Genomic DNA, 22,108 nt, shown 5'->3' with positions numbered 1-22,108 from the left:
AGCCCAGCCCTCCGCACTTGTGAAGGCTCCTGACGTCACGTCAGATACAGCGGCGCCGGACCATGACATTTGTCCTGCCCGCGGCCGTACATCCGCCTCTGCCGAACCGGCGCCGCCTTCCGTAGGGTCGTAGCACCGGACAGTACGGCCGGACGGAACAGAACATAACGAATGGTTACGGATCCACACCGATCGGGGGAAGAGTGACATGGCGTGGTGGCAGCAGGTGAAGTGTCAGGCGGACGACCTCCGGACGGCGCGCGCCCAGTGGCGTGAGGAGACGGCCCGCTTCAGGGAGCAGCAGAAGGCCGCCCGGAAGAACGGTGAGGTACCCGACCACGCGGGGCCTCCGCCCTCCGGGTTCGCCCTGCTCCCGTGGCTGCTGATGGGGCTGGGCTCGCTCTCCAACCTGCTCCAGGGCAAGACGGCCGACCCGTGGATCGGCGCGATCGGCCTGCTCGCGTTCAACTCCCTCTACATCTACGTGGCCTTCCGCTCCTTCCACAAAGAGGCCCGGGAGGCTACCTCCACCCGGGTCGCCCTGCTGCTGATGGGCCTGCTGACCACCGGGCTGGCCCTCGGTTACGGCGGCAGCTGGCTGATGTTCTTCCCGCTGCTCGGACTGGCCACGGGCGCGGCGCTGCGCGGGCCCTGGCTGGGCCGTACCGGCATCCTGCTGGCCTGCTTCGCGGGCGCGGTCTCCTGGTACCGGGACGGCTCCGACGCCATCACCATCGCCTACGGCACCTTCCTGTCGACGATGATCACCGCCGCGATCCTCTCCCTCAGCGAGGCCGTGCGGGAGCTGCGCGCGGCCCGCGAGGAGCTGGCCAGGCGGGCGGTGGAGAAGGAGCGGCTGCGCTTCTCGCGGGATCTGCACGACCTGCTCGGCCACACCCTCTCCGTGATCGTCGTGAAGTCGGAGGCGGCCCGGCGGGTCGCGCCCCGGGACCTGGACGCGGCGCTGACACAGATCTCCGACATCGAGTCGGTCGGCCGGCAGGCGCTGACCGAGATCCGCGAGGCGGTGACCGGCTACCGGGAGGGCAGCCTGGCCGCCGATCTCGTCCGGGCCCGGTCGGCCCTGACGGCGGCCGGCGTCGAGCCGGTGGTCCGGCAGTCGGGGGCGCCGCTCGTCCCGCAGACCGAGACGCTGCTCGGCTGGGTGGTGCGCGAGGCGGTCACCAACGTGGTCCGGCACAGCGACGCCACGCGCTGCGAGATCGCCGTCGACAGCGCCGCCGGGCGGGCCCGGCTGACGGTCGCCGACAACGGCTCGGGCACGGTGGCCGCCGAGCCCTGCCGGGAGGGCATCGGCGGCACCGGCCTGCAGGGACTGACCGAGCGCCTCGCGGCGGCGGGGGGCTCACTCACGGCCGGCCCGGCGCCGCGCGGCGGCTTCACGGTCACCGCGGAACTTCCCACCGAGGCGCTGGAACTGCCGGCCCCGGCGGCCGCTACGGCGCCCAGGGCGAGCTGACGGCCCAGCTGACGTCGTCGGTCCAGGACGTGGCGCCGTCCCAGGCGTTGGAGCCGCCGTCGCTCGCTATGTAGAGGTTGTAGTCGTAGTGGCGCAGGTATTTCGTCGGATAGTTGTACGAGGCGAAGGACGTGCCCGTGCCGCTCTTCCCGGTCGTGGGACAGAAGGTCGCGTCCCGCCGAAACGTCGTGGTGCCGTCCATGGGCTGCCGGTAGATCTTGTAGTTGTAGTGGCGCAGGTAGTCGCCGGGGTAGTTCCGGGACTCGAAGGAGACGCAGGAGCCGTCGGCGAGGCCGGGGCGGACGATCCAGGTGGCGTCGTTCTTGTCCAGGGCGGAGCTGCTGGAGGTGATGGCCGACAGCACGCCGGCGTCGTTCTGGTGGCGGACGTAGTCGGTGGTGCAGCAGGAGGTGGTGGCCTTCAGGGATATCTCCGAGGCGGAGCCGAGCGTGCCGGTGGAGCCGGTCGCGCCGCCGTAGCCGACGGAGACGATGTTGGACTGGACGGCGTCGTCGGCGGCGTCGGCCGGGATGCCGGAGGTCATCACGCCCTCGAAGAACGAGCCGATGGAGCCGTTGCTGTTGTCGCCGCCGGTGCCGAGGACGATCGCGCCCTCCTGGTGCATCGGCGAGTAACCGCTGCTGGTGCTGGGCTCACCGCCGGAATAGGTGGTGGTGAGACCGCCCGATTGCGCGTTTCCCCATTTCAGTGCGAAATGGTTCTGCCCGTTGTTCTTCAGCAACGCGGTGACGAACGGTATCGCGCCGGTGCCCGTGTTGGACGAGTTGGTGCTGTAGCCGAGGTTGGACTGGAACAGCCCGTTCTCCAGGTCCGCCTGGACCCAGGGGCCGGAGCCGTAGCAGGGCGAGAACCAGCACTCGGTGCCGAAGTTGATGGCGTCCATGTGGCCGTTGCCGGTGTCCTTGTTGTTGGTCTCGGCGTTGCCGTAGTCGAAGCAGCAGCTGCCGTTGACATGGGTGCCGGAGGTGACCATGTACATCCCCTCGGCGGCACCGTTGGTGGCGACTCCCGAGGTGGAGTTGTCCCGGTAGCCCATGCCGGCCGAGATCTCCAGGCCGTACACCTGGTGCCCGCCCACGGTCACCGGCAGCGCGTCCGCGGGCGCCCCGACATCGGCCGCGCCGGCCCCGCCGGCGCCCTCGACGGTGAGGTCGTTGTGCCTGCCGGACTGGTCGTAGATCTTGGTGATGATGCAGGTCGTACCGGCGCAGAAGGTGTTCTGCGCGGCCGCGTCGGCGTAGCCGCCGGTGGCCAGCAGCCCTACGTCGGCCGTGGCGCCGTCCGAGGCGCGCCGCACCTGATAGAGGGAGCCGCCGTACGACGAGTACAGCGCCCGGACCACGCTGTGTGCGGCGACGCACGGGGTGCCGGCGGCGGCGTAGACGTCACACGGCAGCGAACTGGCGGCTGACGCCTCGGGGGCGCCGGCCCCGACGACGAGCGCGGCGACGGTCACGAACGCGGCGAGCACGGACAGCACGGCTCTCCGGACGCGCGGCGGGCGGGAGCGCAGGGCTCGCACAGGCACTGAGAACACGGTGCACCTCTTCCTGGTTCCTCGTAGGGCGGTGCGGGTTCGCGGCGTCCGGTATACCGAACGCCGTTCGATCGAAATACCGAACTTATTCAGTTGTCGAAATACCGACCATTCGCCGGCCATTCAGGGAATTGCAGAGGCGATTGTTTGAGCACGGTCAATCGGCGTCAAGCCCTGCGGCGCGGAAAAATGACTGTTCTTTAATTGCCGGGCGCGAGGCTACGCTTGGGCTGTGTACGAGCCTGCGAACGAGATGCCCCGGGACCACCGGCCGGCGAAGTCCATCAGGGTGCTGCTCGCCGAGGACCAGGGGATGATGCGCGGGGCTCTGGCCTTACTGCTCGGGATGGAGCCGGACATCGAGGTCGTCGCCCAGGTCGGGACGGGCGACGCGATCGTGGACGCCGCGCAGGCCCACCGGCCGGACGTGGCCCTCCTCGACATCGAACTGCCGGGCATGAGCGGCCTGGACGCGGCGGCGGAGCTGCGTGAGCAGGCGCCGGACTGCCGGGTGCTGATCCTGACCACCTTCGGCCGGCCCGGCTATCTGCGCCGGGCGATGGAGGCCGGGGCAGCCGGGTTCCTCGTCAAGGACGGGCCGGTGGAGGAACTGGCCCGGGCGATCCGGCGGGTGCTCACCGGGGAGACCGTGGTCGACCCGGCGCTCGCCACCGCCGCGCTCAGCGCCGGGCCGAACCCGCTCACCGCCCGCGAGTGCGACGTGCTGAAGGCGTCGGTGGACGGCGCGACCGTCGCCGACATCGCGGCGAAGCTCCATCTGTCGGAGTCGACGGTCCGCAACTACCTCTCCGCCGCGATCGGCAAGACCGGCACCCGCAACCGCGCGGAGGCGGTACGCGAGGCCCGGCAGCAGGGGTGGCTGTGAGCCGCGGGTGCGGCTGCCCCGTTGCCTGCCGTCCCGGACGTTTCCGGCCTAGCTCGCGGAGACGTTCCGCTTCGCGGTGACGTTCCGCCGCGGCAGCCACAGCAGCATCAGCACCGCCCCGGCCAGCAGCAGCCCCGTGCTGGTGCGGAAGGCGGCCGCGTACCCGTCCGTGAGGGCGGCCGGCCCGCCGTCCTCGCCCGTCCGGGCCGCCGCGATCGTCGACATCACGGCGAGCCCCAGCGAACCGCCCATCGTGCGCGAGGTGTTGACGAGCCCGGAGAGCAGTCCGGCCTCCGCCGGCGCCGCCCCGGACGTGGCCAGCGCGGCCAGCGGGGTCGCGGCCAGGCCCGCGCCGAGCATCATCAGGATGCCGGGGAACATGATGGCCGTCGCATAGGCGCCGTGCGGGCCCATCGTCGACTGCCAGGCGAACCCGGTCGCCGCGACCAGCGTGCCGGACACCGCCACCGTCCGCGTCCCCGCCCGCCGCATCAGCCGGGGCGCCGTCTTGGAGCCGACGAGCACCGCGACGGAGCTGGGCACCAGGGCGAGACCGGCCTCCAGCGGGGTGTAGCCGAGGACGTTCTGGGCGTAGAGCGTCATGAAGTACCACATGCAGAACATCGCCGAACCGGAGATCAGCATGGCCGCGTTGGCCGACGCCACCGGCCGCCGGCCGAGCAGTCCGAGGGGCATCAGCGGGGCCGCCGTACGCGCCTCGACGGCCAGGAACAGTCCGAGCAGGGCGAGCCCGGCGGCGAGCGGGAGCAGGGTGGCGGACGCCGTCCAGCCCTCGGCCTCGGTCTGCGAGATGCCGTACGCCAGGGTCCCGAGGCCCGCCGTCACCAGCAGGGCGCCGGGCAGGTCGAGGCGCCGTCCGTCGCCGGCCCTGCTCTCCGTCAGCCACAGCACGGACCCGGCGAGGACCAGCGCGCCCACCGGCACGTTGATCAGCAGTACCCAGCGCCAGGACAGCACGTCCACCAGCACCCCGCCGACCAGTCCGCCGGCCGCGCCGCCTCCCGCACCCACCGCCGTCCAGGTGGCGATCGCCCGCGCCCGGCCCGGCCCCTCCGGCACCGCGGCCGTCAGCAGGGTCAGCGTCGAGGGGGCGAGGACCGCGGCGCCCAGCCCCTGCACGGCGCGGGCGAGCAGCAGCTGCCAGCCGTCCTGGGCGAGCCCGCCGCCGAGCGAGGCCAGCGTGAACAGGCCGAGCCCGACCAGGAACATCCGCTTGCGGCCGTACAGGTCGCCGGCCCGGCCGCCGAGCAGCATGAACCCGGCGAAGGCGATGGCGTACGCGTTGACCACCCACTGCAGGCCCGACGCGCTCAGTCCCAGGTCGGTACGCATCGACGGCAGCGCCACGTTCACCACGGACACGTCGAGCACGACGAGGAACTGCCCGGCGCACGCCAGCGACACCACCAGCCAGGTGGGGGGTGCGGTGCGGCGGGATATGTGTGCGGTGTCCGCGGCTTCGAGCATGGATGTCATGCTCTCAAGCCGGTTACGGTCCTTGCATCGGCTTTTCGGCCCACGTGGCCTCCGTCGTACGCCCTAAGCGCTCCGCCGCAGCAGCGTCACCACCGCCGCCCCGCCCAGCCCGATGTTGTGGGCGAGCCCCACGCGGGCCCCGGGCACCTGCCGGTCGCCTGCCGTGCCGCGCAACTGCCAGACCAGCTCGGCGGTCTGCGCGAGGCCGGTCGCGCCCAGGGGATGCCCCTTGGAGATGAGCCCGCCGGAGGGGTTCACCACCCACCGGCCGCCGTAGGTGGTCGCGCCGGACTCGACGAGCTTGCCCGACTCGCCGACGGCGCACATGCCGAGCGCCTCGTAGGTCAGCAGCTCGTTGACGGAGAAGCAGTCGTGGAGTTCGATCACGTCGACGTCCTCGATGCCGAGGCCTGAGCTGTCGTACACCTGCCGGGCCGCGGCCCGGGACATGGGCTGCCCGACGACGTCGATGCACGAGCCCGACGCGAAGGACTCCTCGGTGTCGGTCGTCATCGCCTGCGCGACGATCTCGACGAGACCGGTGAGGCCGCGCCGTTCCGCGAACCGTGCGGAGACGACCACGGCCGCCGCCGCGCCGTCGGAGGTGGGCGAGCACTGGAGTCTGGTGAGCGGGCGGTGGACGGTGCGGGCGGCGAGGATGTCGTCGATCTCGTACACGTCCTGGAACTGCGCGTACGGGTTGAGGGCCGAGTGCCGGTGGTTCTTGGCGGCCACGGCGGCGAGCTGGGCCTCGGTCGTGCCGTGGCGCTCCATGTGCTCGCGGGCCGCGTCACCGAAGATCTGCGCGGTGGGCGGGGTCGCCTCGAAGCCGTGCCGGGCGGCCATGACGCCGTAGTGCCGGGCGACCGGGGAGGTCCTGAAGTCGCCGCCGTCGGCGCCGCCGCCCAGCGCGCCCTTCTTCATCTTCTCGAAGCCGAGGGCCAGGACGCAGTCGGCCGCGCCGCCCTCGACCAGCCGGCGGGCGAGCATCAGGGCGGTGGCGCCGGTGGCGCAGTTGTTGTTGACGTTGTAGACGGGGACGCCGGTGAGACCCAGCTCGTAGGCGGCGCGCTGGCCGGCGGTCGAGGGCTGGAAGCAGTAGCCGACAGAAACCTGTTCCACATCCGGGTAGGAGATCCCGGCGTCGGCGAGCGCGGAGCCGCCGGCCTCCCGGACCATGTCCCAGTACTGCCAGTCACGGCTCTCGGGCTTCTCGAACTTGGTCATCCCGACGCCAGCGAGGTACGCCTTCACAGCAGCCATGACGCGTGAGATTAGAACACGTTCCACCAACAGGCCAGACCCTGACACCGGGTCAGAAACCCATGGGACGGTCAAGGATTCGTTAGCAGCTCGAAGCAACGGAATAGTTGCCTGTGCATACGAGGTTTACCGAGCACTTATTCCGCACGCATGCCGTACTTCCCGTCACTCTCTCGGCCCGGAGGCCACACTCAATGACGCACACGACGACCGACCAGCCCGCCCGGGGCGCGAGCGGGGCCGTGGTCCCGGTCCTCGCCTTCGCGGGCATCGTGGTCGCGGTGATGCAGACCCTGCTCGTTCCGGTCATCAAGGACCTCCCGCAACTGCTGGGCACGGAACCCAGCAACGCCACCTGGGTCCTGACGTCGACGCTGCTGTCGGGCGCCGTGGCCACCCCGATCATGGGACGTCTCGGCGACCTCTACGGCAAGCGGCGGATGCTGGTCCTGAGCCTCGCCGTGATGGTGGTCGGCGCGCTGATCAGCGCCCTCACCAGCAACCTGCTGACGATGATCGCGGGCCGGACCCTCCAGGGCTTCGCCATGGGCGCGATCCCGCTGGGCATCGGCCTGATGCGCGACATGCTGCCGCGCGAGAAGCTCGGCTCGGCGATGGCCCTGATGAGCTCCTCGATCGGCGTCGGCGGGGGCCTCGCGCTGCCCGCCGCGGCGCTGGTCGCGCAGCACATGGACTGGCACGCCCTGTTCTACGGCGCCGCCGGCCTCGGCGTACTCTCCATAGCCCTGACCCTCCTCGTCGTACCCGAGTCCCCGATGCGGGCGAAGGGCTCCTTCGACGTACCCGGCGCGATCGGCCTGTCGGCCGGTCTGGTGCTGCTCCTGCTGCCCATCACCAAGGGCAGTGACTGGGGCTGGTCGTCCGGTACCACGCTGGGCCTGTTCGCCGCCTCGGTGGCCGTCCTTCTGCTGTGGGGCGTCTTCGAACTGCGCCACTCGGCCCCGCTGGTCGACCTGCGCACCACGGCGCGGCCCGCGGTGCTCTTCACCAACCTCGCCTCGATCATGGTCGGCGTCAGCTTCTACGTCGTCTCGCTGGTCCTGCCCCAGCTGCTCCAGCTCCCGAAGGCCACCGGCTACGGCCTCGGCCAGTCGATGGTCAGCGCCGGTCTGCTGGTCGCCCCGCTGGGCCTGACGATGATGTTCACCGCCCCCGTCTACGCCCGCCTGTCCGCCAAGTACGGCCCCAGGACCACCCTGATCCTCGGCATGGTGATCATCGGCATCGGCTACGGCGGCGGCCTCGGCCTGATGAGCGCGGCCTGGCAGAGCCTGGTCATCGCGGTCGTCCTCGGCGCCGGCATCGGCCTCGCGTACTCCTCCCTCCCGGCGCTCATCGTCGGCGCGGTCCCGGCGTCCGAGACGGGCGCGGCGAACGGCCTCAACACGCTGATGCGGTCCATCGGCACGTCCGTGTCCAGCGCCGTCATCGGCATGGTGCTGGCCAACACGGCGAACCACGTGGGCGGCGTCGCCGTCCCGACCATGCACGGCTTCCGGGTCTCGTTCCTGATCGCCACCGGAGCGGTCGCGGTGGGTCTGGTGCTCGCCCTGCTGCTGCCCAAGCGGGGCCGGCCGGCGGAGGTCGCCCAGCACACCCAGCTGCGGGCGAGCAGCGAGGAGGAGGCGGTGCTCGCGGGCGCCGAGGAGATGCTGCGCGGTTTCCGCGGGCGCGTCCTGGACGCCGCGGGCGTGCCGGTGGCCCGTGCGAAGGTGACCCTGATCGACCGGCGCGGGCGGCAGGCGGGGGCGACGCTGTCCGCCGAGGACGGCACGTACGCGCTCGCGGTGCCGGCCGAGGGGGCGTACGTACTGGCGGCGAAGGCGGCCGGCCACGGCCCCCTCGCCTCGTCGGCGATCCACACCGGCGCCGCCGGCGCGGTCGACCTGGACCTGGCGCTGCCCGGGGAGACGGTCAGCGTGTAGCACTCCGTGGGGGCGGCCGAGTACGACGTGACCGCCCCGCCGCCTGCCGCGGAGCCCGCGTGCCCTACTGCGCCGTCCGCCGTCTTGCCGCGCCGTCGTGGCTGGGCGCGCAGTTCCCCGCGTCCCTTTGGGGGGCGCTCGCCGGCACGCGGCCGCGAAGACGACGGGGCCGCCCCCGCCTGCTGCCGAGCCCGCGTGCCCCACTGCGCCGTCTTCCGCCCGCGGCGCCGTCGTGGCTGGGCGCGCAGTTCCCCGCGCCCCCTTCGGGGCGCTGCCGGACCCCGCGTCAGCCCCCGGCCGCGAAGACGACGGGGCCGCACCCGCCTGCTGCCCAGCCCGCGTGCCCTACTGCGCCGTCTTCCGTCCGCGGCGCCGTCGTGGCTGGGCGCGCAGTTCCCCGCGCCCCCTTCGGGGCGCCGCCGGACCCCGCGTCAGCCCCCGGCCGCGAAGACGACGGGGCCGCACCCGCCTGCTGCCCAGCCCCACTGCGCCGTCCACCGTCTTGCCGCACCGTCGTGGCTGGGCGCGCAGTTCCCCGCGCCCCCTTCGGGGCGCTGCCGGACCCCGCGTCAGCCCCCAGCCGCGAAGACGACGGGGCCGCACCCGCCTGCTGCCCAGCCCCACTGCGCCGTCCGCCGTCTTGTCGCGCCGTCGTGGCTGGGCGCGCAGTTTCCCGCGTCCCTTGGGGGGCGCTTGTCAGCCTGCGGCCGCGCGCTCGCCCGTCGGGCGTCTGCGGGCGGTCCTGTCGGTGAGGGACGGGGGCTGCCAGACGCCGTCGGCGCGGTAGAGGTCGGTGCCGGGGGGCACGATCTCGTCGATGCGGTCGAGTACCGCGTCGTCGAGGAGCAGTTCGGCCCCCTTGAGCAGTGCGGTGAGCTGGTCCATGGTGCGCGGGCCGATGATCACCGACGTCACCGCCGGGTGCACCAGCGGAAAGGCGACCGCCAGCTCCGGCAGGGTGCAGCCGACCTCCTCGGCGAGGGCGACGAACCGCTCGACGGCCGCGTACTTCGCGGCGTTGCCGGGGGCGGCGGGGTCGAAGCGCTGCGGGGTGAGCCTGGCCCGCCCGGTGGTGAGGTCGGCCGGCCGGCCCTCGCGGTGGGTGCCGGAGAGGAACCCGGAGGCGAGCGGCGACCAGGTCAGCACGCCCATGCCCAGGCGCTGCGCGGTGGGGAGCACGGCCCGCTCGATGCCGCGGGCGAGCAGCGAGTACGGCGGCTGCTCGGTGCGCATCCGCATCAGCCCGCGCCGCTCCGCCACGTGGTGCGCCTCGACGAGGTCCTCGGCGGGGAACGTGGAGCAGCCGAACGCCCGGATCTTGCCCGCCGTCACCAGTTCCCCGAGGACGGACAGGGTCTCCTCGATGTCGGTGGTGTGGTCGGGCCGGTGCACCTGGTAGAGGTCGATCCAGTCGGTGTCCAGCCGCCGCAGGCTGTCCTCGACGGCCCGGACGATCCAGCGCCGCGAGTTGCCGCTGCGGTTGCGGCCCTCCCCCAGCGGGCCCTCCAGCGGAAAGTGCACCTTCGTGGCGAGCACCACGTCGTCGCGCCTGCCCTTGAGCGCCTTGCCGACGATCTCCTCGCACTCACCGGCCGAGTACATGTCGGCGGTGTCGACGAAGTTGATGCCCGCGTCGAGCGCCGCGTTGATGACGCGCGCGCCGTCCTCGTGGTCGGGGTTGCCGACGCTCCCGAACATCATCGTGCCGAGACAGTGGGTGCTGACCTCGATGCCGGTCTTGCCGAGGACGCGATAGCGCATGTCGGAACTCCGTCGCAGGTGGGGCGGGTTGGCGGCGTCAGTGTAGGAGTTGGAGTGCGCTTGAGGGCCAGCCCCCGCGGCCGGCCCGGCCGGCGGCCACCCCCTGTCGACGGGCCGGCGGAGCGGGTGCGGCAGCATGGACGCCCGGACAGTCGTACGAGTGAATGACGGAGAGGACGCCCATGACCGCGGCAGCCCCCAAGCCCGAGATCCTGGCCGCGTTCGAGGCGGCGAAGGGGTTCATGCCCACAGGCGAGGGACTCGCGCTGTACGCGGCCGCCGTCGAGGCGGGGCGGCTCGGCCTGCCGCTGCTGGAGGTCGGCACGTACTGCGGGCGCTCGACGATCCTGCTCGCCGACGCGGCCCGCGCGGCCGGGGTCACCGCGGTCACCGTCGACCACCACCGGGGCAGCGAGGAACAGCAGCCGGGCTGGGACTACCACGACCCGGAGACGGTCGACCCGGAGCTCGGGCTGATGGACACGCTGCCCGCCTTCCGGCGCACCCTGCACCGGGCCGGCCTGGAGGACCACGTCGTCGCCGTGGTCGGCCGGTCCCCGCAGGTCGCCGCGTTCTGGAACTCCCCGCTCGGCTTCGTCTTCATCGACGGCGGCCACACCGACGAGCACGCCACCGCCGACTACGAGGGCTGGGCCCCCCATGTGGCCCAAGGCGGGCTCCTTCTGATCCACGACGTCTTCCCGGACCCGGAGGACGAGTTCACCGGCCAGGCCCCTTACCGCGTCTACCTCCGGGCCCTGGAGTCGGGCGCCTTCACGGAGGTCTCGGCCCACGACTCGCTGCGCGTCCTGCGGCGAACGAGGGCGGGGATCTGAGGACGCGGTTAGAGTCACAGACGTGTCGTACACGGGCCCGGAATTCGATCCCCCGCAGCAGCGCCGGTTCCGGCGGGCGCCGCTCGCCGTCGGTCTCGCCGCGCTGGTGCCCGGTGCACTGCTCGGCTGGGTGGTGTACGAGGGGGTGGGCAAGCCCGGCGGCTCCGGCGGGAGCGGTGGCGGGCAGGCGGGCGCGGCGGCGCCCAAGTCGGCGGCCCCGACGGCCGGCGACGACGCCAAGGTGCCCGGCGCGAGCCCGAGCCCGAGCGCGGCCCGCCCGCTGCAGGGCAAGGTCGTCGTCATCGACCCGGGGCACAACCCGGGGAACTTCCAGCACACGTCCGAGATCAACCAGCAGGTGGACATCGGGACGAACTGGAAGGAGTGCGACACGACGGGCACGTCCACCAACGACGGGTACAGCGAGGCCCGCTTCGCCCTCGACGTCGCGCACCGGCTGCGCACCCTGCTGGAGCGGCAGGGCGCCACGGTGAAGCTGACCCATGACGGGGACCAGCCGGCCTGGGGCCCGTGCGTGACCAAGCGGGCGGAGATCGGCAACGCCGCGCACGCCGACGCGGCCATCTCCATCCACGCCGACGGAGCACCCGAGGGCGACCGCGGCTTCCACGTCATCCTCCCGGCCTCCGTGCACTCCGGCGCCGCCGACACCCGCCCGATCGTCGACTCGTCCCGCACCCTCGGCGAGCACATCGAGAGCGACTTCGCGAAGGTCACGGGCAGCGCGCCGTCCAACTACGTCGGAGGCGGCACCGGCCTCGACGTACGCAAGGATCTCGGCGGTCTCAATCTGTCAACGGTTCCCAAGGTGTTCATCGAGTGCGGCAACATGCGCGATAGCAAGGACGCGGCACTGCTGACCAGCGGGGCCTGGCGGCAGAAGGCGGCACAGGGCATGTCTGAGGGAATCGTGAGTTTCCTGCGCGGGTAGGCATCGGCAGGCCCCTCCGGGCGGACACCCTGATCGTTCGGACGATAGTGTCCCTCCTACGATTCCTACGATCGATTCCTGGGACGAGGGGCACTTTCCCGCGACGCCTCCTCCGCCGACGAGACGACCCACGAAGGACCTGAAGTGAATATCCGCTCCCTCACTAGAGGCGACGGTGCGGTGATCGGAGCAGCGGTGTTGCTGTTCATCGCGTCGTTCCTCGACACGTTCGACAAGTCCGGCCCGAACGCCTGGGACAACCTCGGCCTCGTGATGAGCATGTACGTCGGCGGCGTCGCCGGCGCGGTCCTGATCGTCCTCGCCCGCGCACTGCCGCAGCCGTTCAAGTTCGCCGGGCTCGACCTGGGCCAGATCGGCGTCGGCCTCACGGTGTTCTCCCTGTGGACCGCGTTCTGGTCGACCATCGACCCGCTGGGCGCGTTCTCCGACCAGCTGGGCGGCGCCGACGTCGGCGCGGGTTCCGGTCTGATCCTCGGCCTGATCGCGGCGCTGGTCCTGGCCGCGGCCGCGATCGCCACCCCGCTGGTCCCGGCGCTCCAGGCGGCCCTGATCCCGGCCCCCAAGCCGCAGGCCCCGCAGCCCTACGGCGCCCAGCCCCCCGGCGGTTACGGCTACCCGGGTGCCGGCGCCCCGCAGCCCGGCCAGCCCTACGGCGCGCAGCCGCAGCCCGGCCAGCCCTACGGCCAGCAGCAGCCCCCGGCCGCCGCGCAGCAGCCGCCGGCCCCCGACTTCTCGCCGTTCTGGTTCGCCGTGCCGGTGTCCCGGCCGCTGTTCGCGGAGGACGGCTCGACCGCGCCGATCGCTGAACTCGCCCCCGGCACCTGGTACTTGGCGGTGGAGCAGCGGGGTGCCGCGCTGGTCGCGCAGACCCAGGACGGCCGCCGCGGCGTGCTCCAGGACACCTCCGGAATTCAGCGCGGCTGAACGGCCCCGCACCTGCGGCCCCTTGCCCTTCCGGGTGAGGGGCCGTTGTCGTACAGTCGCCCGGCAGTTGTCTGACGTGATGTCAGGAGGCGGTCATGCGGCTCGGGTTGGCACTCGGTTACTGGGGGCGCGGGCCCTCCCCCGACCATGTGCCGCTGGCGCGGGAGGCGGAGCGGCTCGGGTACGACTCGGTGTGGACGGCGGAGTCCTGGGGCTCGGACGCCTTCACCCCGCTCACCTGGATCGCCGCGCAGACCTCGACGATCAAGCTGGGGACGGCCGTTGCCCAGATGGCGGCCCGGTCGCCGGCCACCACCGCGATGCACGCGCTGACCCTGGACCATCTGTCCGGCGGCCGGATGCTGCTCGGGCTCGGGCTGTCCGGGCCGCAGGTCGTCGAGGGCTGGTACGGCCGCCCGTTCCCGAAGTCGCCGCTGACCGCGACCCGGGAGTACGTGGACGTCGTCCGCCAGGTGCTGCGCCGGGAGGGGCCGGTGACGGTGGACGGGCGCTTCCACCCGCTCCCCTACCGGGGGCCGGACGCCACCGGTCTCGGCAAGCCGCTGAAGCCGATCACCCACCCGCTCCGGGCCGGGCTGCCGGTCCTGCTCGGCGCCGAGGGGCCGAGGAACGTCGCCCAGACGGCCCGGATCGCCGACGGCTGGCTGCCGCTGTACTGGGCGCCGAGCCGCCCCGAGGTGTACGGCCCGGCGGTCGCCGGCCTTCCGGAGGGCTTCCTGGTCGCCCCCATGGCCCAGGTCAGGGTCTGCGAGGACGTGGCGGCGGGACTCCTCCCCGTCAAGGCCATGCTCGGCTTCTACATCGGCGGCATGGGCCACGCCGCCCGCAACTTCCACGCCGACCTCATGGCCCGCATGGGGTACGAGGAGGAGGCCCGGCGGATCCAGGAGCTGTTCCTGTCCGGGCGGCACGAAGAGGCGGTGCTGGCGGTGCCGGACGCGTTCGCCGACGAGATCTCCCTGGTCGGCCCCCGCGAACGCATCGCCGAGCGGCTGGAGTTGTGGCGCAAGGGGCCGGTGACCGACCTGCTGGCCGTGTCCCCCGACCCGCACACCCTGCGGGTGCTGGCCGAGCTCAACTCCTAGGGCCTGCGGCGGCCGCGACCGTCAGTGGGTGAGCTGGGACGCCTTGGGCACCCGGTCGGTGACCGGGGCGCCGGCGCTCTTGCCCGCGTCCTTCACGTTGTTGATGACGTCCTGGAACGAACTCGCCGCGTTCGCGTCGCCCTTGCGGAGCTTGGACGGCAGGTCCTTCAGCCCGTCGATCGCCGCGGTGAGCGGGGCGAGGGCCTTGGAGAGCAGCGGGTCGCCCTGGGCGTTGCGCTGGGCGGCCTTCAGCCGGTTGTAGGCGAAGGTGCCGGCCAGGCCGGCCTTGACCAGGGTGTAGGTGCGGTGGTGGGCGCCCTTCTTGAACTTTCCGGCCTTCCACGGTTTCACGATCCACTGGTAGGTCGCGCCTGCGGCGAGACCCGCGTTGGCGACGAACCGGGTCTTGGCGAACTTCTGCTTCTCTGCGGACGTGCTCGGACTGGGCGTGTCGGCCACCGGGGCCGCCACCACGCCGGTGTCGACGGACTTGCTCCGGGTGCTGTCGGCGCAGGCGGTGACACCGGCGACCAGGGCACAGCAGAGGGTGAGCGTGACGACGAGGCGCCGTATCGGTACGGGCACGGGATCCTCCCGTGTGTCTCGGTGTCCTCCCCGAGCGGATGCTTCCTCCGGCAGCCTCACCCAAATGGCCGCACCTCGCCACTCGGGGGCGCACCGTACAGGTTTCAAGGACCGTTCAGCGGCAACCCGGACCGTATGTCTCCTGCATATCGCGGTGCCAATCAGGCCGGCACGGTCGTCGCGGTCGTCGCCGACATCATGGCCCTCATCCTGGGCCTCTGGATCCTGATGTACCTGCTGGACGCGAACCGGGCCAACAGCCTGGTCCAGTTCGTCCACGACGCGGCCAACTGGCTGGCCGGCTGGTCGCACGACCTGTTCACCTTCGACGCGGCATGGGCACGAGTGGTCGCCGGTTACGGCTTGGCCGCGGTGGTCTACCTGTTCGTGGGCCACGCGATCGCCAACCGGATGCACCGGCACTGAGGACGCGTCCCGTAGGGGCGCGGGGAACCGCGCGACCAGTCCCGACGGCGCCGCACCCGCCGTAGCACAGCTCCCCGCGCCCCGCTAGGCGCAGCAGTCCACCTCGAGCCCGGCAGGAAGCTCGCCGCCCCCGAAGACGGCACAGGTGGCATCATGCCCCCCGAGCGCCGCGACGGCGAGCAGCAACGACCCCGCCGTCCACGTCGTCAGCTCCCGTGGCCACACCGCGTCGTCCTCGAAGACGTACCCGGTCCAGTACAGCCCCGACTCGGCGTCCCGCAGATGCTGGATGGACTGGAGGATCTCCAGCGCCCGGTCGGACTCCCCCACCGCCCACAGCGCCAGCGCCAGCTCGGCCGACTCGCCGCCCGTCACCCACGGGTTGGGTACGACACACCGCACCCCGAAACCGGGCACGACGAACCGGTCCCAGTCCTTCTCGATCCGCGCGCCCGCCTCCGCACCCGTCAACGCACCGCCGAGGACCGGGTAGTACCAGTCCATCGAGTAACGGTCCTTGTCCAGGAACCGCTCCGGGTGCCGCCGTATCGCGTGCCGCAGCGCGCCCACCGCCAACTCCCAGTCCGGCTGCGGCTCCTCCCGCTGCTCGGCGATGGCGAGCGCGCAGCGCAGCGCATGGTGGACGGACGAACTCCCCGTCAGCAGCGCCTCGTCGGCGGGGGTGCCGTCGTCCTCGCGGCGCCAGCCGATCTCGCCGCCCGGCTGCTGCAGTCGCAGCACCCACTCGACGGCCGCGTAGACGGCGGGCCACATCCGGTCCAGGAAGGTGTCGTCGCCGGTGGACAGGTAGTGGTGCCAGACGCCCACCGCGATGTACGCGACGAAGTTGGACTCGCGGGCGCGGTCGGTGACGTCGTCGTGCGCGCCGTCGGCGTAGGCGGCGTACCAGGAGCCGTCCTCGTTCTGGTGCCGGGCCAGCCAGCGGTACGCCCGCTCGGCGGCCGCGTGCTCCCCGGCCGCGTCCAGCGCCATCGCGGCCTCGGTGTGGTCCCAGGGGTCGAGGTGGTGGCCCCGGAACCACGGGATCGCGCCGTCCTCCCGCTGCACGGCGAGGATGCCGCGGACGGTCGCGGCGGCCTGCTCGGCGGTGAGGACCCCGGGCAGGACGAGGTGTTCTGTCCGGGGCGTGGTCACTTGGCGGCCGCCCCGGCCTCGTCGGACACCGCGGGCAGGTGCGGCTTGGTGGCGTAGACGACGAAGCTCTTGCCCATGACCGGGTTCAGCGCCTGTTCGGCGACCCGCGTGGCCAGCGGCTTCTTCATGATGTCCCAGACCAGCAGCTTGTGGTACGCCCGCACCGGCAGCGCCTTGTCGTTGTCGACGCCGAACGCGCACTTCAGCCACCAGTACGGGGAGTGCAGCGCGTGCGCGTGGTGGCTGCCGTAGGGCCGCAGACCGGCTTCCCTGATCTTCCCGACCAGCTCGTCGGCCTTGTAGATGCGGATGTGGCCGCCCTCGACCTCGTGGTAGGCGTCGGAGAGCGCCCAGCAGACCTTTTCGGGGCCGTAGCGGGGCACGGTGACGGCGATCCGGCCGCCGGGCTTGAGCACCCGCACCATCTCGGCGAGCACGCCTTTGTCGTCGGGGATGTGCTCCATCACCTCGGAGATGATGACGACGTCGAAGGACTCGTCGGGGAAGGGCAGCGCGAGGGCGTCGCCTTCCATGGCGGTGGCGGTCGCGCCGGCCGGGGCCTCGCCGGCCTCCTTCATCGCCGCGAACCACTTGGCGACCTCGCGGATCTCCTCGCCGTTCTGGTCGAGGGCCACCACCTGCGCGCCGCGCCGGTAGCACTCGAAGGCGTGCCGGCCGGCCCCGCAGCCGAGGTCCAGGACGCGGTCGCCCGGCGCGAGCGGGAACCGGGAGAAGTCGACGGTCAGCACGTGGCCCTGCTTTCACTCTCGTGACGAACACCAGCTGAGGCCGCGTCGCGGCCGGGACTGCGGGGCGCGGCGGGGGTGACGGAGGCGGCGCCCGGACCGGTCGCGGTGCGGGCGATGGCCTCGCGGTAGCGGGCCACCGTGCCCTCCGCGGCGCGTGCCCAGGTGTAGTGCCGCAGCACGCGCTCGCGGCCGGCCGCGCCGAGTCGCAGCCGCAGCTCCGGGTCGCCGAGCAGCCGGCTCAGCGCGGCCGCCAGCGCGCCCGCGTCGCCCGGCGGTACGGCCAGGCAGGTCTCCCCGTCGCGCCCGGCGACCTCGGGGATCGCGCCGCCGGTCGTGGCGACCAGCGGGGTGCCGGTCGCCATGGCCTCGGCGGCGGGCAGCGAGAAGCCCTCGTAGAGCGAGGGCACGCAGGCGACCTCGGCGGAACGGACCAGGTCGACGAGTTCGGCGTCGGAGATGCCCTTCACGAACTCGACGGCACCCGCGAGGCCGTAACGTTCCATCGCCTGCGCGACGGGCCCTTCGGCGGGCCGCTTGCCGACCACGACGAGGTGGGCGGCGGGGTGCTCGGTCCGCACCTTGGCGAGGGCCTCGACGAGGTACACCAGCCCCTTGAGGGGCACGTCGGCGCTGGAGGTGGTGACGATCCGGCCGGGCACCTGGGGGACGGCGGGATTCGGCGCGAAGAGGTCGGTGTCGGCGCCGATGTGGACGACGTGGACGCGGTCCTCGCGGACGCCGAGGTGGTCGACGATCTCCTGCCGGGAGGTGCCGGAGACGGTGAGCACGGAGGGCAGCCTGCGGGCGACCCGCTTCTGCATCCGGGTGAAGCCGTACCAGCGTCGTACGGACAACCGCCGCTTCCAGCCCTCGGCGGCGTCCAGCTCCAACTGCCGGTCGACGGTGATGGGGTGGTGGATGGTGGTGACCAGGGGGGCGCGGATGTCGCCCAGCAGGCCGTACCCCAGGGTCTGGTTGTCGTGGACGACGTCGAACTCCCCGGCGCGGGCGCGCAGATGGCGGCGGGCGCGGAGCGAGAAGGTCAGCGGTTCGGGGAAGCCGCCGGTCCACATGGTGGCCACTTCGAGGGCGTCCACCCAGTCCCGGTACTCGTCCCGCCGGGGCGTCCGGAACGGGTCCGGGGAGCGGTACAGGTCGAGGCTGGGCAGCTCGGTGAGGGTGAGGCGGGGGTATCCCTCGTCCAGGACGGGGTACGGCTGCGACCCGATCACCTCGACCCGGTGCCCGAGCCGGGCCAGCTCGCGCGACAGATGCCGTACGTAGACACCCTGGCCGCCGCAGAACGGGTTCCCTTTATAGGTGAGGAGCGCGATGTCGAGCGGTCGCTCGCCGTCGGCGGCGGGTTCCTCGTCGGCACCCGCCCGACTGGCCTCAGCGGTCACTCCGGGCCCCCTTCTCCCTGCACTTTCCCGCGAGATTACGCCGGGACGCTAATCTAGAACAAGTTTCAGACTTGATCGTTCAAGAGGCTCTGAATCTACCGGCAGGTAGGGGCGGAGCGAGCAGTGCATCGGGTGATTCGCGCCACGGCGGGAACCCCTGCCATGCTGTCTGATCACTCGCCCTGAGCACTGCCCTCACCGACTGTCACGGACGGGACCCATGCCTGCGGAAGCCAAGGTGGACATCGGCGCCAGATCGGCCACCCCGCCGCTCACCGAGCGGCAGGAGGCCCGGCGCCGCCGGATCCTGCACGCGAGTGCCCAGCTGGCCAGCCGGGGCGGTTTCGACGCGGTGCAGATGCGGGAGGTGGCCGAGTCCTCGCAGGTGGCCCTGGGCACGCTCTACCGCTACTTCCCGTCCAAGGTGCACCTGCTGGTCGCGACCATGCAGGACCAGCTGGAGCACATGCACGGCACGCTGCGCAAGAAGCCGCCGGCGGGCGAGACGGCGTCCGAGCGGGTCGCCGAGACCCTGATGCGGGCCTTCCGCGCCCTGCAGCGCGAGCCGCACCTGGCCGACGCGATGGTCCGCGCCCTCACCTTCGCCGACCGCAGCGTCTCGCCCGAGGTGGACCAGGTCTCCCGGCAGACGACGGCGATCATTCTGGACGCGATGGGCCTGACCGACCCCACCCCGGCCCAGCTGTCGGCCGTCCGGGTGATCGAGCACACCTGGCACTCGGCGCTGATCACCTGGCTCTCGGGCCGCGCCTCCATCGCCCAGGTGAAGATCGACATCGAGACGGTGTGCCGCCTGATCGACCTGACGGAACCGGACGGGAAGCCGTAACCGGGCGGGCGCCGGGCATGCGAAGACCTACGAGACGGGTTCCCTTCGCCGGCATGGTCCGGATCAGGTTGCTAGGGGTCGCCGTCAGGCCCTACTGCTGCCTTCCGGCCTCTCAGCCCGACCGTCGACGTCGGCACCGGCGGATGCCTATGCATCTGCGTCACGCCTGAGTCGGCTACTCCGCTCGGACTCCCTCACTCGCCTCGTAGGCTGCTTTCAGGATAGAACGTCTGAAGCAGAAGAGAACCCCCAAAGATGGATTTTTTCGACTTTTCCGGGTAGGGCGACCGCCGGAAGCGGAAACCGCCTGGCGGGCCGCCGCCGCCCGAACGCAGAATCCTCCCCATGGCACTCATCCACCACACCACCCTCAAGCCCACCAAGGTCGAACTCCTCGCCGGCTGGCTCCCCACCCGCCCCTGGTACCACGGCCCCGCCGCACCGGAGTTGACGAAGGCCGGCGGCTTCCGGCTGGACGACCCGGCGGGCGAGGTCGGGATCGAGTTCATGGTCGTCACGGACGGCTCGGCGGCCTGTCTCGTACCGCTCACCTACCGCGGTGCCCCGCTGCCCGGCGCCGAGCACGCGCTCGTCGGCACCATGGAGCACGGGGTCCTCGGCACCCGCTGGGTCTACGACGGCTGCCACGACCCGGTCCTCACCGCCGGGCTGCTCGCCCTGATCGAGGGCCGCGCCGAGGCCCAGGCGCAGAGCATCACCGACACCCCCGACCGCGAGGTCGCCCGGTCCTACGCCGGTGCGGGTCCCGTGCCCGGCCTCGGCGCCCCCGCCGACACCGACGGGAGCACCGAGTTCGCCGTCCCGGACGGCGACGGCCTGGTGCTGCGGCTGCGGCGCGTGCTGACCGCCGGTTCGACGGCCCCCGACGGCGCGCTCGGGCACGTCACCGGCGTCTGGGAACAGCCGGACGGCACCCGCGTCCGCGGGCTGTTCGCCAGTCTGGGAAGGCCTTAGTCCTCCGGCGGGAACACCGGCTCCCCGCTGTCCAGCAGGGTGATCGTGATCGCTTCCACCGGGCAGTTCTCCGCCGCGTCGAGGATCCTCCCGCTGGCGTCCGTCTCCGGATCCACGGGATGGGACTGCATGGCGGAGTCGAGGCGGAAGGAGCCGGTGGCGCGGTGGACGCACTGGGCCGAGCCGATGCAGATCGAACGGTCGACCTCGACGTGCCAGCGGTCACCCATGGCGGCCCCTCACCCCTCCCAGCCAGCCGGCAGGTGGATCATCTTGTGTTCGAGGAACTCGCCGTACCCCTCGGGCCCGAACTCCCGCCCCAGGCCGGAGTTCTTGTAGCCGCCGAAGGGGCCCAGCATGTCCAGGCTGAAGGTGTTCACGGAGTAGGTCCCGGTACGGACCTGCCGCGCGACCTCGATGCCGTGCGGCACGTCCGCCGTCCAGACGCTGCCGCTCAGCCCGTAGTCCGAGTCGTTCGCGATCTTCAGGGCTTCGGCCTCGTCGCCGTACGGGAGCAGGCAGATCACCGGGCCGAAGATCTCCTCCCGCGCGATCCGCATGGAGTTGTCGACGTCGCCGAAGAGGGTGGGCTCGACGTACCAGCCCTTCTCCAGACCGGCGGGACGGCCGCCGCCGGTGAGGATCTTCGCGCCCTCCTCCTGCCCGATGCGGATGTAGTCCAGGTTCCGCCGCTGCTGGCGGCGCGCGACCAGTGGGCCCACCTGGGTGGCCGGGTCCAGCGGGTCGCCGACCTTCAGGGCGCTCGCCGCGGCCGCGAAGGCGTCGGCGAACTCGTCGTAGCGCGAGCGCGGCACGAGGATGCGGGTCTGGGCGACGCAGGCCTGGCCGTTGTTCATCCAGGCCGCAGGGACGATGCCGGCGACGGCGGTGGCCACGTCCGCGTCCGGCAGCACGACGGCCGCCGACTTGCCGCCGAGTTCCAGGGTCACCCGGGTGAGGTTCTTCGCGGCGACCTCCATCACGCGCCTGCCGGCCGCGACCGAGCCGGTGAAGGAGACCTTGTCGACGCCCGGGTGGGAGACCAGGTACTCGCTGACCTCGCGGTCCGCGGGGAGGATCGACAGCACGCCCTCCGGCAGCCCGGCCTCCTTCGTGATCTCGCCGAGGATGTACGCGTCCAGCGGCGACTCCGGGGACGGCTTGAGCACCACGGTGCAGCCGGTGAGCAGTGCGGGGGCGAGCTTGGCGGCGGCCACGAACTGGGGCACGTTCCACGGCACCACGGCCGCCACCACCCCGACCGGCTCCCGCCGCACCAGGATCCGCCCGAGCACCCCGTCGCGCGTCTCCTCGTACGTGAAGTCGCGCGCGACCCCGATCGCCGCGTCCCACACCATCATCGCGCCGAGCGCCTGCGCGAGGACGCTCCAGGAGTACGGCGAACCGTTCTCGCGGGAGATCACCCGGGCGATCTCCTCGTGCCGCACGGCGATCGCGTCCTTGATCCGGGTGACGACCTCGATCCGCTCCTCCAGCGTCGTCCGCGGCCAGGGCCCCTCGTCGAACGCCCGCCGCGCCACCGCCACCGCCCGGTCCACGTCCGCCCGCGAGGCGTGCGGCACCCGCCCGAAGACCTCCTCGGTGTGCGGCGAGACCACCTCGATGACGTCCTTGCCCAGAGGGTCGGTCAACTCCCCGCCGATGAACAGCTGTCCGTGTTCCAGGAACTCGGTCATGGCGCCCCGCCACCCTTCCTGACGATGTTTCAGAACTG

At 72.1% G+C, this 22,108-nt stretch carries 20 protein-coding genes and 1 riboswitch; of the genes, 10 read left to right on the top strand and 10 right to left on the bottom strand.

The window, feature by feature from the left end:
- The first annotated feature begins 208 nt into the window (after positions 1-208).
- Positions 209-1,480, top strand: a complete 1,272-nt coding sequence (locus tag BLW82_RS30300) for a sensor histidine kinase (RefSeq protein WP_093503631.1) — start codon at positions 209-211, stop codon at positions 1,478-1,480.
- Here the strand turns inward: BLW82_RS30300 and BLW82_RS30295 are convergent.
- Positions 1,458-3,029 carry an alpha-L-arabinofuranosidase B gene (locus tag BLW82_RS30295; RefSeq protein WP_093508364.1) on the bottom strand — a complete coding sequence of 524 codons (1,572 nt, stop codon included), beginning with the start codon at positions 3,027-3,029 and terminating at the stop codon, positions 1,458-1,460. The two genes, BLW82_RS30300 and BLW82_RS30295, sit on opposite strands and share 23 nt — an antisense overlap.
- A 262-nt stretch (positions 3,030-3,291) precedes the next feature.
- Here BLW82_RS30295 and BLW82_RS30290 point away from each other — a divergent pair, with 262 nt between their 5' ends.
- Positions 3,292-3,924 (top strand): response regulator transcription factor, encoded by a 633-nt coding sequence (locus BLW82_RS30290; protein ID WP_093503629.1) that lies wholly within the window; start codon positions 3,292-3,294, stop codon positions 3,922-3,924.
- Positions 3,925-3,972: 48 nt separating this feature from the next.
- Here the strand turns inward: BLW82_RS30290 and BLW82_RS30285 are convergent, their stop codons facing one another.
- Positions 3,973-5,421, bottom strand: coding sequence for an MFS transporter (locus BLW82_RS30285; RefSeq protein ID WP_093503627.1), 1,449 nt, complete (start codon positions 5,419-5,421; stop codon positions 3,973-3,975).
- Positions 5,422-5,484: 63 nt separating this feature from the next.
- Positions 5,485-6,684, bottom strand: a complete 1,200-nt coding sequence (locus BLW82_RS30280) for a thiolase C-terminal domain-containing protein (RefSeq protein ID WP_177233121.1) — start codon at positions 6,682-6,684, stop codon at positions 5,485-5,487.
- Positions 6,685-6,878: 194 nt separating this feature from the next.
- Here BLW82_RS30280 and BLW82_RS30275 point away from each other — a divergent pair, with 194 nt between their 5' ends.
- Complete coding sequence (locus BLW82_RS30275) at positions 6,879-8,630, top strand: MFS transporter (protein WP_093503623.1); 1,752 nt, start codon at positions 6,879-6,881, stop codon at positions 8,628-8,630.
- A gap of 696 nt (positions 8,631-9,326) precedes the next feature.
- On the opposite strand, the gene BLW82_RS30270 is transcribed toward BLW82_RS30275, so the two are convergent.
- Positions 9,327-10,391, bottom strand: a complete 1,065-nt coding sequence (locus BLW82_RS30270; RefSeq protein WP_093503621.1) for an aldo/keto reductase — start codon at positions 10,389-10,391, stop codon at positions 9,327-9,329.
- 182 nt (positions 10,392-10,573) lie between these two features.
- Between BLW82_RS30270 and BLW82_RS30265 the strand changes: the two genes are divergently transcribed.
- The 4 genes from BLW82_RS30265 to BLW82_RS30250 all read left to right on the top strand — a co-directional run bounded on the left by BLW82_RS30265 (position 10,574) and on the right by BLW82_RS30250 (position 14,230).
- Positions 10,574-11,227, top strand: a complete 654-nt coding sequence (locus BLW82_RS30265) for a class I SAM-dependent methyltransferase (RefSeq protein WP_177233120.1) — start codon at positions 10,574-10,576, stop codon at positions 11,225-11,227.
- A 22-nt stretch (positions 11,228-11,249) separates the two neighbouring features.
- Entirely contained in the window at positions 11,250-12,179 is a 930-nt protein-coding gene (locus BLW82_RS30260) for an N-acetylmuramoyl-L-alanine amidase (RefSeq protein ID WP_093503617.1), read from the top strand.
- A gap of 144 nt (positions 12,180-12,323) precedes the next feature.
- Complete coding sequence (locus BLW82_RS30255; protein ID WP_093503615.1) at positions 12,324-13,124, top strand: hypothetical protein; 801 nt, start codon at positions 12,324-12,326, stop codon at positions 13,122-13,124.
- A 95-nt stretch (positions 13,125-13,219) separates the two neighbouring features.
- A complete protein-coding gene (locus BLW82_RS30250; protein ID WP_093503613.1) occupies positions 13,220-14,230 on the top strand; it encodes an LLM class F420-dependent oxidoreductase in 1,011 nt (336 codons plus the stop codon).
- Positions 14,231-14,251: 21 nt separating this feature from the next.
- On the opposite strand, the gene BLW82_RS30245 is transcribed toward BLW82_RS30250, so the two are convergent.
- Complete coding sequence (locus tag BLW82_RS30245) at positions 14,252-14,815, bottom strand: hypothetical protein (protein ID WP_093503611.1); 564 nt, start codon at positions 14,813-14,815, stop codon at positions 14,252-14,254.
- A 135-nt stretch (positions 14,816-14,950) separates the two neighbouring features.
- Between BLW82_RS30245 and BLW82_RS30240 the strand changes: the two genes are divergently transcribed.
- On the top strand, positions 14,951-15,241 hold the full coding sequence (locus BLW82_RS30240) for a hypothetical protein (protein WP_093503609.1): 291 nt from the start codon (positions 14,951-14,953) through the stop codon (positions 15,239-15,241).
- Positions 15,242-15,325: 84 nt separating this feature from the next.
- Here BLW82_RS30240 and BLW82_RS30235 read toward each other — a convergent pair whose 3' ends face one another.
- Genes BLW82_RS30235 through BLW82_RS30225 form a run of 3 tightly spaced genes read right to left on the bottom strand, consistent with a single transcriptional unit; the run spans position 15,326 to position 18,548 of the window.
- Positions 15,326-16,396: a prenyltransferase/squalene oxidase repeat-containing protein gene (locus BLW82_RS30235; protein WP_093503607.1), complete on the bottom strand. Its 1,071-nt coding sequence runs from the start codon at positions 16,394-16,396 to the stop codon at positions 15,326-15,328.
- Positions 16,393-17,145: a class I SAM-dependent methyltransferase gene (locus BLW82_RS30230; protein WP_093503605.1), complete on the bottom strand. Its 753-nt coding sequence runs from the start codon at positions 17,143-17,145 to the stop codon at positions 16,393-16,395. The genes BLW82_RS30235 and BLW82_RS30230 overlap by 4 nt, the downstream gene beginning before the upstream one ends.
- Entirely contained in the window at positions 17,139-18,548 is a 1,410-nt protein-coding gene (locus BLW82_RS30225; protein ID WP_093503603.1) for a glycosyltransferase family 4 protein, read from the bottom strand. The genes BLW82_RS30230 and BLW82_RS30225 overlap by 7 nt, the downstream gene beginning before the upstream one ends.
- A gap of 220 nt (positions 18,549-18,768) precedes the next feature.
- Between BLW82_RS30225 and BLW82_RS30220 the strand changes: the two genes are divergently transcribed.
- Positions 18,769-19,398 (top strand): TetR family transcriptional regulator, encoded by a 630-nt coding sequence (locus BLW82_RS30220; protein WP_093503601.1) that lies wholly within the window; start codon positions 18,769-18,771, stop codon positions 19,396-19,398.
- A 23-nt stretch (positions 19,399-19,421) separates the two neighbouring features.
- A riboswitch (TPP riboswitch) is annotated at positions 19,422-19,604 on the bottom strand.
- A 139-nt stretch (positions 19,605-19,743) separates the two neighbouring features.
- Positions 19,744-20,373: a maltokinase N-terminal cap-like domain-containing protein gene (locus BLW82_RS30215; protein WP_093503599.1), complete on the top strand. Its 630-nt coding sequence runs from the start codon at positions 19,744-19,746 to the stop codon at positions 20,371-20,373.
- On the opposite strand, the gene BLW82_RS30210 is transcribed toward BLW82_RS30215, so the two are convergent.
- A complete protein-coding gene (locus tag BLW82_RS30210; RefSeq protein ID WP_093503597.1) occupies positions 20,370-20,603 on the bottom strand; it encodes a ferredoxin in 234 nt (77 codons plus the stop codon). The genes BLW82_RS30215 and BLW82_RS30210 overlap by 4 nt on opposite strands.
- A gap of 9 nt (positions 20,604-20,612) precedes the next feature.
- Positions 20,613-22,070 (bottom strand): aldehyde dehydrogenase, encoded by a 1,458-nt coding sequence (locus BLW82_RS30205; protein ID WP_093503595.1) that lies wholly within the window; start codon positions 22,068-22,070, stop codon positions 20,613-20,615.
- Between the last annotated feature and the right edge of the window lie 38 nt (positions 22,071-22,108).

It is taken from the genome of Streptomyces sp. Ag109_O5-10, assembly GCF_900105755.1.
Taxonomy (GTDB): Bacteria; Actinomycetota; Actinomycetes; order Streptomycetales; family Streptomycetaceae; genus Streptomyces.
This window is presented reverse-complemented; position numbering and strand designations above follow the sequence as displayed.